Below are 15,193 nucleotides of genomic sequence, written 5' to 3'. Positions count from 1 at the left end.
GCGTCGATCCTTCTAGGCTGCACACCTGCCAAGGAGGTGTGGCCGATGCCGATCCGATTCTTCATCAAACAATGGCTGATGCCGCCGGGCCTGCTGTTCTTGCTGCTGCTTGCGGCCTGGTGGCTGCGCACGCGGCGGCCACGGTTGGCGGCACTTTGCTTTGCCGTAGGGTTGGGTGGCCTGTGGCTGATGAGCCTGCCGCTGGTGGTGCAGGAAACCGCCCGTGTACTGGAAAGTGAGCCGCCGCTGGCCGTGAGCGACTGGGCCCGCCTGGCGAGCCAGGCGGATGCCATTGTGGTGCTGGGCGCCGGGCGTGAGCGCGGGGATCCGGCCTGGGGCGGCGGAGACCAGCCCACGGCCACGGCGCTGGAGCGTATGCGCTTTGCGGCGCGTCTGGCCAAGGCCTCGGGCCTGCCAGTGCTGACCAGTGGCGGGTTGCATTTCGGGACGCCGCCCAGCGAGGCGAGGCTAATGGCTGATCGCCTGCGTGAAGATTTCGCTGTCGAGGTTAAATGGCGCGAAGAGGCCAGCCGCACGACCTGGGAAAATGCCCAGCTGACGGCCAAGGTGCTGCAGCCTTTGGGAATTCGTCGGGTGGTGCTGGTGACCCAGGCCTGGCACATGCAGCGTTCACGCTGGAGTTTTGAAAAGGCGGGGTTCGAGGTGGTGCCGGCGCCGGTGGGGTTCCTGGGGCGCGATCATGCGCGGCCGTTTGGCGGGCTGCTGCCAGAGAGCCGGGCGATGTGGCAGAGCGGGCAACTGCTTAATGAAGTGGTGGGGTTGGTGGGGTACCGGGTGTTTTACTGATTCACCGGCTTACATAATCCCCTGTAGGAGCGGGCTTGCCCGCGAAAGGGCCTGCCCTGCCGGCCAATCTCCACCCGCCGTTCACCGTTGCCGCCACTACCGTATTCGCGGGTAAACCCGCTCTTACAGTGGCCGCGTATCGCCAATCAGACGGTTTTTGCAATACGCCCTGCCAGCAACGCCCAGCCCAGCAACAGCGTGCAGACAATCGCCAATGGCCATGAGCGCCATTGCAGGTAAGGTGTCAGCTGCTGCATCGGCACCACTTCGCCATACAGCACCGCCTGCTGGAACTGCGGAACCTGCGTGGTAATGCGGCCAAAGGGGTCGATCAGCGCGGTCACGCCGTTGTTGGTGGCGCGGATCATCCAGCGGCCGGCTTCCAGCGCGCGCATCTGCGCCATCTGCAGGTGCTGCAAGGGGCCGATGGATTTGCCGAACCAGGTGTCGTTGCTGATGGTCAGCAGCAGGTCGCTATGCGCAGCCAGGCCGGCGGCGAACTCGGGGTAGACCACCTCGTAGCAGATGTAAGGTGCAATCTGATAGCCCTTGGCCTGCAGCAGCGGCTGGTCTTCCGGGCCGCGGGCGAAGTCCGACATGGGCAGGTTGAAGAACTCGATGGCCCCACGCAGCACGTCTTGCAGCGGTACATACTCGCCAAACGGCACCAGCTTCTGCTTGAGGTAAGTACCATCGCCTTCGCCCGTGACGGTGATGCCGTTGTAGTAGCGGCGCTGGTGGTGCACTTCTTCACGCACCGGCACCCCCGTGATCAGCGCCGAATGCCGCTCGGCGGCGAAGCGGCCCATCACGTCGATGTAGCCCTGGGCCTGGTCCTTGAGCACCGGAACAGCAGTTTCCGGCCACACCAGCAGGTCCACCGGCCTGGAGCTGAAGCTCAGGTCGCGGTATAGCGCCAGTTGCGCATCGATGTGCGCGGGGTCCCATTTAAGGTCCTGCTCGACGTTGCCCTGGATCGCCGCCACTTTCAGCGGCTCGCCTGCCGGCTCGGTCCAGGCATGGCCCTTGAGCGCCAGGCCCAGCACCCAGGGGGCCAGCAACAGCACGCTGGCCACGGCCAGGAACGAGGGGCGGGTGCGCAGGCGGTGCAGGTTGCACAGCAGGGCGGCGGTGAGGGCGAGAGTGAAGGAAATCAGCCATACGCCGCCCAGCGGTGCAAGGCCGGCCAAAGGGCCATCCAGTTGGCTATAACCAGCGTAGAGCCAGGGGAAACCGGTCAGGAACCAGCCGCGGAAGGCCTCTTGCAGGAGCCAGAGGGCGGCGAAACACAGGGCGTCGGCCAGTGGTGCTTCGTTGCGTCGTAGCCAGCGCGCCCACAGCCAGGCGGGCAGGGCGAAGAACCAGGCCAGTGCGGCGAAGAACACCAGCAACAACACGATTGCCAGCAGCGGCGAGGCGCCGCCGTAGGTGTTCATGCTGACGTAGATCCACCAGGTGCCGGCGCCATACAGGCCAAACCCGAACCACCAGCCACGCCACATGGCCTGGCGCGGGCTGAGCTCGCGCAGGCCAAGGTAGAGCACCGCGATGGACAACACCGCCAACGGCCAGATGTCGAACGGCGCCAGGGCCAGGAGGGTGGAAGCACCGGCCGACAGGGCCAGCAGGTTACCGGGCCAGCCGGGGCGGGTGAACCAACGCATGTTTGTCCTTAACGGGTGATCGGAGTCAGGCGCAGCAAGTGTATCCGCCGGCTGTCGGCATTGAGAATACGGAACTTGTAAGACCCGATCTCGGTGGTTTCGTTGCGCTTGGGCAGGTGGCCAAAGGCGCTCATCACCAGGCCGCCGACCGTGTCGAACTCGTCATCGGAGAACTCGCTGTCGAAGAACTCGTTGAAGTTCTCGATCGGAGTAAGCGCTTTGACCAGGAAATCACCGCTGGGCAGCGGCTTGATGTAGCTGTCTTCCTCGACGTCGTGCTCGTCTTCGATATCGCCGACGATTTGCTCCAGCACGTCCTCGATGGTGACCAGACCCGCCACGCCGCCATATTCGTCGATGACGATGGCCATGTGGTTGTGGTTGGCGCGGAACTCACGCAGCAACACGTTCAGGCGCTTGGACTCGGGTACGAAGGTGGCCGGGCGCAGCAAGTCCTTGATGTTGAAGCTGTCGCCGTTCTCCTTGAGGATCAACGGCAGCAAGTCTTTGGCGAGCAGGATCCCGAGCACATCGTCGTGGCTTTCGCCGATTACCGGGTAACGCGAGTGCGCGGCGTCGATCACCGCCGGCAGGAACTCGCGGGGCGATTGGCCGGCCTTGATGCTGTTCATCTGCGAGCGCGGCACCATGATGTCGCGAACCTGCAGGTCGGCGACCTGAATGGCGCCTTCGACGATGGTCAGCGCTTCGCTGTCCAGCAGTTTGTTCTGATGGGCTTCGCGCAGCAGCTCAAGCAGCTCCTGGCGGTTTTTCGGCTCATGGGCAAAAGCCTGGGTCAGTTTACCCAGCCAGGACTTCTGCCCGTTGCTCGATCGATCTTCGCTCATGGCGGTTCTCGTGATCCTTCGTGTATCAGTGTGTGATTGGGTCGGTTTCATCATCGGCATAAGGGTCGGGGTGACCCAGTTCTGCCAGCAATTCTCGTTCCAGGCTTTCCATTTCCTCGGCCTCCTCATCCTCGATGTGGTCATAGCCGAGCAAGTGCAGGCAACCGTGGATGACCAGGTGCGCCCAGTGAGCTTCCAGCGATTTGCCTTGTTCGGCCGCTTCGCGCTCGACCACCGCTACACAGATCACCAGGTCGCCCAGCAGCGGGATATCGAGCAGGTCATCGGGCACATCGGCCGGGAACGACAACACATTGGTTGCGTAGTCCTTGTGCCGGTAGGTGTGGTTCAGCTCTCGGCCTTCGGTTTCGTCGACCAGGCGAATGGTCATTTCCGAGTCGGCGCTGCGCTGGCGCAGCGCCAATTCGCACCAGCGGCGAAAGGCGGCGTCATCTGGAGTGGCAGCATCCGTGGCCCGTTGGATATCAAGTTCAAGCATCTTTGCCGGGCGCCTCGGGCTTGGGCTGGCGGGCTTCGAAGCGGTCGTAGGCTTCGACAATACGCTGTACCAGTGGGTGACGAACCACATCCTTGGGTTGGAAATGGGTAAAGCTGATCCCGGGAACGTCCTTCAGCACCTCGATGACGTGCGCCAGGCCCGACTTGGTGCCACGGGGCAGGTCGACCTGGGTGATGTCACCGGTAATCACCGCGGTAGAGCCGAAACCGATGCGGGTCAGGAACATCTTCATCTGCTCGAGCGTGGTGTTCTGGCTTTCGTCGAGGATGATGAAGCTGTTGTTCAGGGTGCGGCCACGCATGTAGGCCAGAGGGGCGATTTCGATCACCTGGCGTTCGATCAGCTTGGCCACGTGTTCGAAGCCGAGCATTTCGTACAGGGCGTCGTACAGCGGGCGCAGGTACGGGTCGATTTTCTGTGCCAGGTCGCCGGGCAGGAAGCCGAGTTTTTCACCCGCCTCGACCGCGGGGCGCACCAGCAGGATGCGGCGCACCTGTTCGCGTTCCAGCGCGTCCACGGCGCAGGCTACGGCCAGGTAGGTCTTGCCGGTACCGGCCGGGCCGATGCCGAAATTGATGTCGTTGGCCAGGATTTCCTTGACGTAGCGCTGCTGGTTGAGCCCGCGCGGGCGGATGTTGCCCTTGCGCGTGCGCAGCGACACGCTGACCTCGTTGACGGCCGGGTTGTCGATGTTTTCGCCAGCCGACTCCTGCAGGTACAGGTGCACGGTTTCCGGTGACAGGTCGGTGGCCTTGGTCTCGCGATAGAGACGGCGCAGCAGCTGTTCGGCAGCAGAGGTGGTCCTGGGTTCGCCGATCAGTTCGAACTGATTGCCGCGGTTGCGGATCTCGATGGCCAGGCGTTGTTCGATCAGGCGCAGGTGCTCGTCGAACTGGCCGCACAAGTTGGCGAAACGGTGGGCCTCGAAGGGTTCGAGGATGAAACGATGGGGTTCTATGGGTGCGTTCAAGGTCGTTTTTAGCCGCTCGACGGCGATGGAGTTGAACTCAAGAATAACCCTTGAATGGCAGTGGCGAAAGCACTGAAACGTTCAACGGTATGTACGGGCTGTTCTGGCCACTTCGCGGGTGAGCCCGCTCCTGCAAGGCCGGTGGAGATCCTTTGGGCGCGGGCTCACCCGCGAAGTGGCCAGAACAGGTATCATGCCCACCTTTTCTTACGCATGTGTTATCTGGCCGAACATGAGCAAACGCGAACCCGCCATCTATAAAGTGATCTTCCTGAACCAGGGCCAGGTCTTCGAGATGTACGCCAAGCAGATCTACCAGAGTGACCTTTGGGGTTTTCTGGAGATCGAGGAGTTCGTGTTCGGAGAGCGCTCGCAACTGGTAGTGGACCCGAGTGAAGAGAAGCTCAAGAGCCAGTTCGACGGAGTGGTCCGCAGTTTCGTGCCAATGCACTCGATTGTGCGCATCGATGAGGTGGAGCGCCTGGGCACGGCGAAGATCAGCGAGGCCAAGGGTGGCGGCAATGTGATGCCGTTCCCGATGCCAATGCCGGAAAAGTGACCTTCAGGGAAGTGGCGAGAACGGCGTGCGCCCTTCGGCGTTCTGCAGTTCCAGCAGGTACTTGCGGAAAATCTGGCCGAGCACCTGGGTGGCATGCTCCAGTTCGTCACGGGGCATTTGCTCGGTCACTTCGTCGGCCATGTCCAGCGCATCTTCGGCGCCATTGACCGCAGCCATCTTCAGCAGAATGTAGGCCTGCACGTTGTTGGCCTTGACCCCTTCACCATGGAAGAACATGGCACCCAGGCGGTATTGGGCGTCGGCATGGCCTTGCAGCGAAGCCTTCTGGAACCAGTCCAGGGCTTTGTCCAGGTTTTTTGGCGTTTGCGTGTAGTAATACTCGCCCAGTTCGAATTGCGCCTGGGCATCCCCCGCAGTCGCCGTCTGCTCGCAGGCCTTGAGGGCGTTTGCCAGGTCTTCAGGCTGAACATTCAAGGTGCAGCGGCCCGCCGCCGGAATCAGCAACGAGTTACCGCCCTCCGCCAGGGCCAGCAGGGGCTGAAGAAGCAACAGGCAGCCCAGGGTCAGGGCGCGGCCGGTGCGGTTCATGGGGATCGACTTACCTCTGCAAAGCTGCGGCCAATGTCTCTGGTGGCACATTATGGGATAAGCAGCGCCAACCTTACAAAGTTTTACTCGAATTTCTGCTTGGTTGGGGAAGTCAGCTGATTGTGCGTGCGTAATTATTGCCTGTACCGGCCTCTTCGCGGGGCAAGCCCGCTCCCACAGAGGCCGGCGCAGGCTGGCAATTACTTCAATGCAGCAAAGGCTTTTTCAGCAGCATCCAGGGTGATCTGCAGCTCCTTGTCGCCATGGGCGATGGAGGTGAAGCCCGCTTCGAACGCGCTCGGTGCCAGGTACACGCCACCGTCGAGCATCAGGTGGAAGAAGCGCTTGAAGCGCTCGGCATCGCTGGCCATCACGTCTTCGAAGGTGACGATGTCGTCGGCGCCGCTGAAGTACAGGCCGAACATGGCACCGGCCTGGGTGGTGACGAATGGCACACCAGCGGCATCGGCGCGCTGCTGCAGGCCGTCGAGCATGCGGCTGGTGTAGTCGGTCAGCTCGGCGTGGAAGCCTGGGCGGCTGATCAGCTTGAGGGTAGTCAGGCCGGCGGCCATGGCCAGCGGATTGCCCGACAGGGTGCCGGCCTGGTAGACCGGGCCGAGCGGGGCGATGCAGCCCATGATTTCACGCTTGCCGCCGAAGCAGCCGACCGGCATGCCGCCACCGACGATCTTGCCGAAGGTCGACAGGTCCGGTGTGATGCCGTAATGGCCCTGGGCGCCGCCGAGCGAGACGCGGAAACCGGTCATCACTTCGTCGAAAATCAGCACCACGCCATGCTTGTCGCATTGCTCACGCAGGCCCTCGAGGAAGCCCGGTGCCGGTGGTACGCAGTTCATGTTGCCGGCCACGGGCTCCACGATGATGCAGGCCACGGTCTGGCCAACTTCGGCCAGGGTCTTCTCGACGGCGGCGATGTCGTTGAACGGCAGGGTCAGGGTGTGCTTGGCGAAGTCCGCTGGCACGCCTGCCGAACTTGGCACGCCTTGGGTCAGCAAGCCGGAGCCGGCTTTTACCAGCAGGCTGTCGGAGTGGCCGTGGTAGCAGCCTTCGAACTTGATGATGGCGTCGCGGCCAGTGTAGCCACGGGCCAGGCGGATGGCGCTCATGGTGGCTTCAGTGCCCGAGCTGACCATGCGCACCATTTCCATCGACGGTACGATCGAGCAGACCAGGTCGGCCATCTCGGTTTCCATGGCGGTCGGCGCGCCGTAGGACAGGCCGTGCTCCAGCTGCTTGCGTACCGAATCCAGCACGTCCGGGTGGCCGTGGCCGAGGATCATCGGGCCCCACGAGCCGACGTAGTCGACGTAGCGTTTGTCGTCCTCGTCAACGACATAGGCGCCTTCGGCATGCTTGAAGAACAGCGGCGTGCCGCCAACGCTCTTGAAAGCGCGGACTGGCGAGTTGACGCCGCCGGGGATGTGCTTCTGGGCTTGGGCGAACAGGGCTTCGGAACGGGACATGGGAGTATCTCTCGAATCAGGATGCGAACAAGGCGTTGAAGGCGCGGGCGCGGCGGGTGACTTCCTGCGCGCTGTCGGCACCGAACAAACCGTGGATCACCGCCACCAGGTCGGCGCCGTGGGCGACCAGCGGGGCGGCGTTGTCGAGGGTGATGCCGCCGATTACCGCGATCGGCAGTTTCACCTGGGCGCGGGCCTGCTGCAGCAGGTCGACGTTGGCAGCGGGCGCGCCCGGCTTGGTGACAGAATTGAAGAAGCGGCCAAAGGCCACGTAGCTGGCGCCTTCGCTGGCAGCCTGGGTGGCCAGTTCGAGGCTGGCGTGACAGGTGGAGCCGATGATTGCCTGACGGCCGAGCAGTGCGCGGGCCGGGGTCAGCGGGCCGTCGGTCTGGCCCAGGTGCACGCCGACACCCAGGCGTGCGGCCAGCTCGGCATCGTCGTTGATCAGCAACTGGGTGCCGTAACGCTCGCAGAGCTTCATCAGCCCTTCCGCTTCACGCAGGCGGCGCGCTGCATCGTCGCTCTTGTCGCGGTACTGCAGCAGACACACGCCGCCTTCCAGGGCCGCCTCGACATGGGACAGGAAACGGCCGGCGAGCAGCTGGCTGTCGGTGATGGCATACAGACCGCGTAGCTTCATTGAAGGCCTCGTATCAGGAGCAGAAGTCCAGGGGCAGGCGGCGCGGCACGTACTGGCCTTTGCCCAGTTGCTCGGCGTCACGCAGGGTGCGCCAGGTGTAGTCCAGGGCGGTGCGCACGGCGCTTTCCAGCTGCTCGCCGAGTGCCAGGCGGCCAGCCAGGGCGCTGGCCAGGGTGCAGCCCGAGCCGTGGTAGCTGCCTGGCAGGCGCTGGCAAGTCCAGGTGAAGTGCTGGCCGTCCTGGGTGTACAGGCGGTTGTGGATTTCGTCTTCGTCGCCGTGACCGCCGGTAATCAGCAGGTGTCTACAGAACGGCAACAGTTTCTCGGCACATTCGTCAGCGGTGCCTTCGGGCAGTTCGGCGAGGATGCGTGCTTCCGGCAGGTTCGGCGTGGCGATGGTTGCCAGCGGCAGCAGGCGTTCGCGCAGGGCGTAGCCCACTTCGTCCTTGCCCAGGCGGCCACCGCCACCGGCACGCAGCACCGGGTCGCAGACCAGCGGCAGGTGGGGGTGGGCGGCCAGCAGTTCGGCGACGGTGTCGACCATCTCGATCGAGCCGAGCATGCCCAACTTGACGGCGGCCACCGTGGAGTCGGCCAGCACGGCGTTGGCCTGGGCCAGCACCCACTCGCGGTCGAGCACGCGGAAGTCGGAAACGTTGACGGTATCCTGCACGGTCAGGGCGGTCACTGCAGGTGCAGCGTGGCAGCCTTGGGCGATCAGGGCTTCGATATCTGCCTGCAAGCCGGCGCCGCCACTGGGGTCGTGGCCGGAGAGACAGAGGACAACGGGGCGGGAGCTGTAGGTATTCATGGTCGGCGAGCTTACCACCAAACCTGTTTGGGCGGATCGTCCGACAAACGAGTTTTACTGATCGATCGGTCAGGTTGTCGTTTGTTTTTCTATTGAAAGCATTGATTTAGAGCCTTTTCTTTGTGTTTTTGTATGGCCCATTGCCAGGTTGTGACGCTATGCTAGAGTGCTCGGATAACTCTACAAACGGGTTCTGCAGGATCACGTCGTCTCAAACGGATGGGAGGCTACCGCGACGCGACCGGACAGGCCATGCTGGGGCTGTATGCGCTATTTGCTGATTGTGCTTCTGGGCTTGCTGCCCGTGCTGGCCGGAGCGGTCGATTTCGACGACGCTACCCGGCATCTTCCACTGGGCAAGGCCATGCAGGTTTATGAAGACCCCGATGGCAATGCCAGCATCGCTCAGGTCAGTGCCCCCGAGTTTGCCAAACACTTTCAGCCCCATCATGAAGATGTGCTGAACGCCGGTTACTCCACCTCGGTGTTCTGGCTCAAGGTCGATCTGCGCCCCGTTGCCGCGCCCAGTGCAGCCCCGCGGCAATGGTTGCTGGAGCTGGCCTACCCGCCGCTGGACCACCTCGAACTGTATCTGCCTGACAGCAGCGGCATGTACCGACTGGCACAGCGCACCGGCGATGCCTTGCCCTACGACAGCCGGCAGATCCGGCAGAACAACTACTTGTTCGAACTGCAATTACCCCCTGGCAAGGTGACTACCGCGTACCTGCGGCTGCACAGCCAAGGGTCGGTGCAAGCGCCGCTGGCGCTATGGTCCCCTGAAGCCTACCTGGAAGAGCAGCCCACGCGCCTGTATGTGCTGGGGATGATCTACGGCGTGTTGCTGGTGATGCTGGCATACAACCTGTTCATCTACCTGAGCGTGCGCGACGTCAGCTACCTCTACTACATCCTTTACATCGCTTCGTTCGGCCTATACCAGGTCTCGGTGAACGGCGCCGGTGTAGCCTATTTCTGGCCGGACAGCCCTTGGTGGGCGAATGCCTCCACGCCATTGTTCATTGGTGCAGCCGGCCTGTTCGGTTGCCAGTTCGCCCGGCACTTCCTGCAATTGGGCGGCATCAGCCGTGGTTTCGACCGCCTGTTGCAACTGCTGATGCTGGGTGGTGCGCTGGTCATGGTGCTGGCGGTGAGCATGCCCTACGGCATTGCTCTGCGCATGGCCACGCTGCTGGCACTGCTGTTCACCGTAAGCATCTTCAGCGCCGGCTTGTACGCCTGGTGGCGCGGCTTTCGAGTGGCGCGCTGGTTCATCATCGCCTGGACGGCGTTCCTGCTTGGCGGCCTGGTCAACACCTTGATGGTGTTGGGTTACCTGCCGAACGTGTTCATCACCATGTATGCCAGCCAGTTGGGTTCGGCGCTGGAGGTGGCCTTGCTGTCGCTGGCCCTGGCCGACCGCATCAACAGCCTGCGCGAGCAGCAGGCGCAGACCTTGCGCGACACTGGGCGTACGCTGGAGCAACTGAACCTGCAACTGGCCAGGAGCAATCGCCTGAAGGACGAGTTCCTGGCCAGCGTGACCCATGAGCTGCGTACCCCGATGAACGGGGTGATTGGCTCGCTCGAGCTGATGCACACCCTGCCGATGGATGTTGAAATGGCTCAGTACCATCACACGGCAGTGGGGTCTGCCCAAGGCATGATGGATATGGTCGACGCCATTCTTACCCTGTCCGAATTGCAGGCCGGCCGCCTGCGGGTGCAGCCGGCACCGTTCAGCCTGCGCACCCTGTTGCAGGGCTTGCGCGCCGGTTATGCCGGGCAGGCTCTGGGCAAAGGCTTGTACCTGAGCCTGGATATTCCGGCCGACCTGCCGGACGAATTGCTCGGTGACGGGCAGAAACTGGCGCGCTGCCTGGGCTGCCTGGTGGACAACGGTTTGAAGTTCACCCATCAGGGCGGGGTGATGATCCAGGTGCGTGGTCGCCGGGTGGGGCCGGATGATCTGGCCTTGACCTTTACTGTCAGCGACAGCGGTATCGGTTTCGATGATCTGGAGCAGTCGATCCTGTACCAGCGGTTCTTCCAGGTCGATGGTTCGATGACCCGGCGGTATGGCGGTTTGGGGATTGGCTTGTCGATTTGCCGGCAGATGGGGGAGTTGTTGGGGGCCAGATTGGCACATGAATCGACGCGCGGGTTGGGTAGCCGCTTCGAGTTGAGTTTGGACATGGCGATTTCGCAGGCGCAGATGAGCCCGACCATGCTGCAGGCGCGGCGCTCGCTGTAGGAGCGGGTTCACCCGCGAAAGGGCCGGGTCTGCTGGCCAATATCTACCCACCGTTCACCGTTGCCGCCACCACCGTATTCGCGGGTAAACCCGCTCCTACACGCGCGCGCACGCCAGCAACCACACGTTTAGTCATTAATGCCACTTTGACTACCCTGCAAGCAGTGCTTCACTGGGGCTCTCAAGCTTACCCGGATCCAGGAGCCCTCCAATGAACCTGCACCAGTACGCTGAAACCCACGAAGTCACCAACCAGCCGCCATCCCTCGACGGTGCCAACCTGTACCGCCTCGACATTCCATTGCAGGAATGGTCACGGCGTTTTGGTGCAGGTTGGGCCGAGTCGCGGATCGATGCCTATGGTGCCCTGGCCGGTGGCCCGCTGATGCAGGCAGGCTTCCTGGCCAACGCACACAAACCTGAATTCAGCAGCCACGACCGTTACGGCCATCGCATCGACCTGGTCGAGTTCCACCCGGCCTACCATGAGCTGATGCGTACCGCCGTCGAACATGGCCTGCCTTCCTTGCCGTGGGCCGAACCCCGCGCTGGTGCCCATGTTGCTCGGGCGTCGATGACCTACCTGCACAGCCAGGCCGAGGCCGGCACCGGTTGCCCGCTGACCATGACGTTTGCCGCCGTGCCGGCATTGCGCCTGCAGCCGGAGCTGGCTGAGTACTGGCTGCCTAAGGTCCTTGCCTGCGAATATGACCCGCGCAACATTGGCGACCGCCACAAGGCCGGGGTCACCCTGGGCATGGCCATGACTGAAAAGCAGGGCGGCACCGATGTGCGCGCCAACACTACCCGGGCCTATCCGGTCGGTGCACCGGGCCCGGGGCAGGCCTATGAGCTGGTTGGCCACAAGTGGTTCTGCTCGGCGCCGATGTGCGACGCTTTCCTGACCTTGGCGCAAACCGAAAAAGGCCTGAGCTGCTTCCTGCTGCCGCGCCACCGCCCGGATGACAACCGCAATCAGTTCTATATCCAGCGCCTGAAGAACAAGCTGGGCAACAGCTCCAACGCCTCCAGCGAGGTGGAGTTCCGCGGTGCGCTGGCGTGGATGATTGGCGAAGAGGGGCGCGGTGTGCCGACCATCATCGAGATGGTCGCCATGACCCGGTTCGACTGCATGGTCGGCTCCAGCGCACTGATGCGCCAGGCGTTGACGCAGGCAGCCCACCATTGTGCACATCGCAAGGTCGGCGGGCGGGTGCTCAATGAGCAACCCCTGATGCAGAACGTGTTGGCCGACCTGGCCCTGGAAAGCGAGGCTGCGCTTGCCCTGAGCTTGCGCATGGGCCAGGCGCTGGAGCAACTGGACGACCCGCAGCAGGCGCATTTCGCCCGGTTGGTCACGGCGGTGGGCAAATACTGGATCTGCAAACGTGCGCCGGCCATGATCAACGAGGCCGCCGAATGCCTGGGTGGCGCGGGTTATGTGGAAGACAGCATTCTGCCACGGCTGTACCGCGAGGCACCGGTCAACTCGACCTGGGAGGGCTCGGGCAACGTGCAGTGCCTGGATGTGCTGCGGGCCTTGTCCAAGGAGCCGGGAGTGCTCGATGCACTGTTTGCCGAGCTGGGTGACGGGCATGGCGACCCGCGCCTGGCGGCGCATATCGGCAACCTCAAGGGGGCGTTTGCCGACACCGGTGACATGCAGTACCGCGCGCGCCAACTGACCGAGGATATTGCCCTGGCGTTGCAGGCCAAGCTGCTGCTGGAGGCGGGGAATACAGAGGTCAGTGATGCGTTTATCGGCAGCCGCTTGGCCGGTGGTGGCCGGGTGTATGGGGCGCTGCCGCGAGGTGTGGATGTGATGGCATTGGTAACAAGGGCTACGCCTGCCTGGCCGCTGTAGCAGCGGGCTCGCCCGCGAATCAACCCAACAGCGATCAATGGGGGTGTATTTAACCAAGAAGGCAGGCAAGATGGATCACATGCATGTCCAGACAGGAAGCACAGTGTGAGCCACGCTTTTGTAGTCGTTGATACCCCCGAACAGGCCGTCGACCGTCTGGCGGCCTTGCATGAACAGGCCACAGGGGCCCTTAGTAAGGCCTTGAAGCGTTACCTGAAGGACCGTACCGAGCCCGATGCCGATGAGCGCGACCTGTTCCGCTACCCGGCACTGCGTCTGACCTACTACAGCCATGGCGAAGTCGCCGCCACCACCCGCGCCTACGCCAAGGTCCAGGTTGCCGGCACCTACAGCGTCACCGTCACCCAGCCCGCTGCGTTCCGTGGCTACCTGCTGGAACAACTGCGCCCGCTGATGCATGACTACACCGTCACGGTAGAAGTCGGCGTCAGCGAGCAGAACATCCCTTACCCCTATGTGGTCGACCAGGGCGACGAGCTGGCCGGCAGCGGCATTACCGCTGCGCAGCTGGCGCGGGTGTTCCCCAGCACCGACCTGTCGGCGGCCACCGACAACATCGCTGATGGCCTGTGCGACTGGGACCGTGCCGAAATCATGCCACTGGCGTTGTTCGATGCCGCGCGGGTCGACTTCTCGCTGCGCCGCCTGGTGCACTACACCGGCAGCGACTGGCGCCATGTACAGCCGTGGATCCTGCTGACCAACTACCACCGCTATGTCGACCAGTTCATCAGCCATGGCCTGGAACAGCTGCGTGACGACTCGCGCTTCGTGCGTATGGTGCTGCCGGGCAACGTCGTGATCGAAAAGGGCATGGACCATGGCGAAACCCAGGCTCTGGTGGCCAGCGTGGTCTGGCACCGCTTCCAGATGCCGGCCTACCACCTGATCGCCGCCGACGGCAATGGCGTTACCTTGGTCAACATTGGTGTCGGCCCGTCCAACGCCAAGAACATCACCGACCACCTGGCCGTGCTGCGCCCGCATTGCTGGCTGATGATCGGCCACTGCGGCGGCCTGCGGCAGTCGCAGACCATCGGCGACTACGTGCTGGCACACGCCTATATGCGCCGTGACGGCATTCTCGACCGGGTCGTGCCGCCGAATATCCCGATCCCGGCCCTGGCCGAAGTGCAGATGGCCTTGCAGGAGGCTGCCGCACAGGTCACTGGCGAGCGTGGCGAGCAGTTGAAAAAGCGCCTGCGCACCGGCACCGTGCTGACCTACGACGACCGCAACTGGGAGCTGCGCTGGGCCCAGGAACGCCCGCTGATCAACCTGTCGCGTGCCGTGGCGGTGGATATGGAAAGCGGCACCATTGCTGCCCAGGGCTACCGTTTGCGCGTGCCTTACGGCACCTTGCTGTGTGTGTCCGACAAGCCGCTGCACAGCGAGATCAAACTGCCAGGTTCGGCCAACGCCTTCTACAACCGGGCGGTCAGCCAGCACCTGAAGATCGGCATTGCCGCCCTCGACCTGCTGCGCACCGAGCTCAATTCGCTGCACTCGCGTAAACTGCGCAGCTTCGATGAGCCGCCGTTCCGCTGAGGATCCATGTCACTGCCACCCCGTAACAAGCCGCGCCGCCCCCAGGCGCGGCCTGCCGCCGGCCCGCGTCGCCAGGCCAAGGCGCCCCCCGCCGAGCCGCGCCTGATCCTGTTCAACAAACCGTTCGATGTGCTGACCCAGTTCAGCGACGGTGAAGGGCGCGCGACGCTCAAGGACTTCATCGACATCCCGGGCGTATACCCGGCCGGGCGTTTGGACCGCGATAGCGAAGGCCTGCTGTTGCTGACCAATGATGGTGGGCTACAGGCGCGGATTGCCGACCCGAAGCACAAGCTGGCCAAAACCTACTGGGTGCAGGTGGAAGGCGAACCGAGTGACGAGCAGTTGCAGCGTTTGCGCGATGGTGTGGAGCTGAACGATGGGCCGACCTTGCCGGCCGAGGCGCGGCGCCTGGAAGAACCCGAACTGTGGCCGCGCAACCCGCCGGTACGGTTTCGCAAAAGTGTGCCGACCAGCTGGCTGGAGCTGGTGATTCGCGAAGGGCGTAACCGCCAGGTGCGGCGGATGACGGCGGCTGTGGGCTTGCCGACCTTGCGCCTGGTGCGCGTGCGGATTGGTGACTGGGCGCTGGATGGGCTGGAGCAGGGTTGCTGGCGGGAGGTCCCTGCCAAGCTTTAGTTCAGGTCAGGGCCT

14 protein-coding genes are annotated in these 15,193 nt (G+C 63.4%); 6 read left to right on the top strand and 8 right to left on the bottom strand.

What is annotated here, in order from left to right; all coding sequences use genetic code 11:
- Positions 1-45: 45 nt before the first annotated feature.
- Positions 46-807 (top strand): YdcF family protein, encoded by a 762-nt coding sequence (locus tag ACF8EA_RS02935; protein WP_084850682.1) that lies wholly within the window; start codon positions 46-48, stop codon positions 805-807.
- Between the two features lie 146 nt (positions 808-953).
- Here ACF8EA_RS02935 and lnt read toward each other — a convergent pair whose 3' ends face one another.
- The 4 genes from lnt to ACF8EA_RS02915 are packed head-to-tail and all read right to left on the bottom strand — an operon-like array spanning position 954 to position 4,809.
- Positions 954-2,471 carry an apolipoprotein N-acyltransferase gene (lnt, locus tag ACF8EA_RS02930; RefSeq protein WP_392521075.1) on the bottom strand — a complete coding sequence of 506 codons (1,518 nt, stop codon included), beginning with the start codon at positions 2,469-2,471 and terminating at the stop codon, positions 954-956.
- 8 nt (positions 2,472-2,479) lie between these two features.
- Positions 2,480-3,319 (bottom strand): HlyC/CorC family transporter, encoded by an 840-nt coding sequence (locus tag ACF8EA_RS02925; RefSeq protein ID WP_003249762.1) that lies wholly within the window; start codon positions 3,317-3,319, stop codon positions 2,480-2,482.
- Between the two features lie 25 nt (positions 3,320-3,344).
- The gene (ybeY, locus tag ACF8EA_RS02920; protein ID WP_021784384.1) at positions 3,345-3,818 is read right to left on the bottom strand and encodes an rRNA maturation RNase YbeY; all 474 of its coding nucleotides are present in this window, start codon (positions 3,816-3,818) and stop codon (positions 3,345-3,347) included.
- Complete coding sequence (locus ACF8EA_RS02915) at positions 3,811-4,809, bottom strand: PhoH family protein (RefSeq protein WP_392521074.1); 999 nt, start codon at positions 4,807-4,809, stop codon at positions 3,811-3,813. Before ACF8EA_RS02915 ends, ybeY begins: the two co-directional genes overlap by 8 nt.
- 232 nt (positions 4,810-5,041) lie before the next feature.
- Between ACF8EA_RS02915 and ACF8EA_RS02910 the strand changes: the two genes are divergently transcribed.
- Complete coding sequence (locus ACF8EA_RS02910; protein ID WP_003249769.1) at positions 5,042-5,368, top strand: DUF1820 family protein; 327 nt, start codon at positions 5,042-5,044, stop codon at positions 5,366-5,368.
- Positions 5,369-5,371: 3 nt separating this feature from the next.
- On the opposite strand, the gene ACF8EA_RS02905 is transcribed toward ACF8EA_RS02910, so the two are convergent.
- The 4 genes from ACF8EA_RS02905 to ACF8EA_RS02890 all read right to left on the bottom strand — a co-directional run bounded on the left by ACF8EA_RS02905 (position 5,372) and on the right by ACF8EA_RS02890 (position 8,852).
- Positions 5,372-5,917, bottom strand: coding sequence for a tetratricopeptide repeat protein (locus ACF8EA_RS02905; RefSeq protein ID WP_028697849.1), 546 nt, complete (start codon positions 5,915-5,917; stop codon positions 5,372-5,374).
- 200 nt (positions 5,918-6,117) lie between these two features.
- Positions 6,118-7,401 (bottom strand): glutamate-1-semialdehyde 2,1-aminomutase, encoded by a 1,284-nt coding sequence (gene hemL / locus ACF8EA_RS02900; RefSeq protein WP_012053798.1) that lies wholly within the window; start codon positions 7,399-7,401, stop codon positions 6,118-6,120.
- Between the two features lie 16 nt (positions 7,402-7,417).
- Positions 7,418-8,041: a thiamine phosphate synthase gene (thiE, locus tag ACF8EA_RS02895; RefSeq protein WP_338444262.1), complete on the bottom strand. Its 624-nt coding sequence runs from the start codon at positions 8,039-8,041 to the stop codon at positions 7,418-7,420.
- 13 nt (positions 8,042-8,054) lie between these two features.
- The gene (locus ACF8EA_RS02890; protein WP_010955404.1) at positions 8,055-8,852 is read right to left on the bottom strand and encodes a hydroxymethylpyrimidine/phosphomethylpyrimidine kinase; all 798 of its coding nucleotides are present in this window, start codon (positions 8,850-8,852) and stop codon (positions 8,055-8,057) included.
- Between the two features lie 265 nt (positions 8,853-9,117).
- Here ACF8EA_RS02890 and ACF8EA_RS02885 point away from each other — a divergent pair, with 265 nt between their 5' ends.
- The 4 genes from ACF8EA_RS02885 (at position 9,118) to ACF8EA_RS02870 (ending at position 15,178) form a co-directional block, all read left to right on the top strand.
- Positions 9,118-11,106, top strand: a complete 1,989-nt coding sequence (locus ACF8EA_RS02885) for a sensor histidine kinase (protein WP_392521073.1) — start codon at positions 9,118-9,120, stop codon at positions 11,104-11,106.
- 211 nt (positions 11,107-11,317) lie between these two features.
- Positions 11,318-12,970, top strand: a complete 1,653-nt coding sequence (locus tag ACF8EA_RS02880) for an acyl-CoA dehydrogenase family protein (protein ID WP_338444257.1) — start codon at positions 11,318-11,320, stop codon at positions 12,968-12,970.
- Positions 12,971-13,075: 105 nt separating this feature from the next.
- Positions 13,076-14,539 carry an AMP nucleosidase gene (amn, locus tag ACF8EA_RS02875; protein ID WP_084850687.1) on the top strand — a complete coding sequence of 488 codons (1,464 nt, stop codon included), beginning with the start codon at positions 13,076-13,078 and terminating at the stop codon, positions 14,537-14,539.
- A 6-nt stretch (positions 14,540-14,545) separates the two neighbouring features.
- The gene (locus ACF8EA_RS02870) at positions 14,546-15,178 is read left to right on the top strand and encodes a pseudouridine synthase (protein WP_014592519.1); all 633 of its coding nucleotides are present in this window, start codon (positions 14,546-14,548) and stop codon (positions 15,176-15,178) included.
- The last annotated feature ends 15 nt before the right edge of the window (positions 15,179-15,193 follow it).

Origin of the sequence: Pseudomonas sp. YQ_5, assembly GCF_043103305.1 — a bacterium.
GTDB classification, from domain to species: Bacteria; Pseudomonadota; Gammaproteobacteria; order Pseudomonadales; family Pseudomonadaceae; genus Aquipseudomonas; species Aquipseudomonas putida_Y.
Note: the sequence above shows the minus strand (reverse complement) of the source record. Positions and strands in the feature narration are given on the sequence as shown.

Bases quoted from the DNA above. Each gene is read 5' to 3' on its own strand.
- ACF8EA_RS02935 (WP_084850682.1), top strand. From the start codon at position 46: ATGCCGATCCGATTCTTCATCAAACAATGGCTGATGCCGCCGGGCCTG.
- lnt (WP_392521075.1), bottom strand. From the start codon at position 2,471: ATGCGTTGGTTCACCCGCCCCGGCTGGCCCGGTAACCTGCTGGCCCTG.
- ACF8EA_RS02925 (WP_003249762.1), bottom strand. From the start codon at position 3,319: ATGAGCGAAGATCGATCGAGCAACGGGCAGAAGTCCTGGCTGGGTAAA.
- ybeY (WP_021784384.1), bottom strand. From the start codon at position 3,818: ATGCTTGAACTTGATATCCAACGGGCCACGGATGCTGCCACTCCAGAT.
- ACF8EA_RS02910 (WP_003249769.1), top strand. From the start codon at position 5,042: ATGAGCAAACGCGAACCCGCCATCTATAAAGTGATCTTCCTGAACCAG.
- ACF8EA_RS02905 (WP_028697849.1), bottom strand. From the start codon at position 5,917: ATGAACCGCACCGGCCGCGCCCTGACCCTGGGCTGCCTGTTGCTTCTT.
- hemL (WP_012053798.1), bottom strand. From the start codon at position 7,401: ATGTCCCGTTCCGAAGCCCTGTTCGCCCAAGCCCAGAAGCACATCCCC.
- thiE (WP_338444262.1), bottom strand. From the start codon at position 8,041: ATGAAGCTACGCGGTCTGTATGCCATCACCGACAGCCAGCTGCTCGCC.
- ACF8EA_RS02890 (WP_010955404.1), bottom strand. From the start codon at position 8,852: ATGAATACCTACAGCTCCCGCCCCGTTGTCCTCTGTCTCTCCGGCCAC.
- ACF8EA_RS02885 (WP_392521073.1), top strand. From the start codon at position 9,118: ATGCGCTATTTGCTGATTGTGCTTCTGGGCTTGCTGCCCGTGCTGGCC.
- ACF8EA_RS02880 (WP_338444257.1), top strand. From the start codon at position 11,318: ATGAACCTGCACCAGTACGCTGAAACCCACGAAGTCACCAACCAGCCG.
- ACF8EA_RS02870 (WP_014592519.1), top strand. From the start codon at position 14,546: ATGTCACTGCCACCCCGTAACAAGCCGCGCCGCCCCCAGGCGCGGCCT.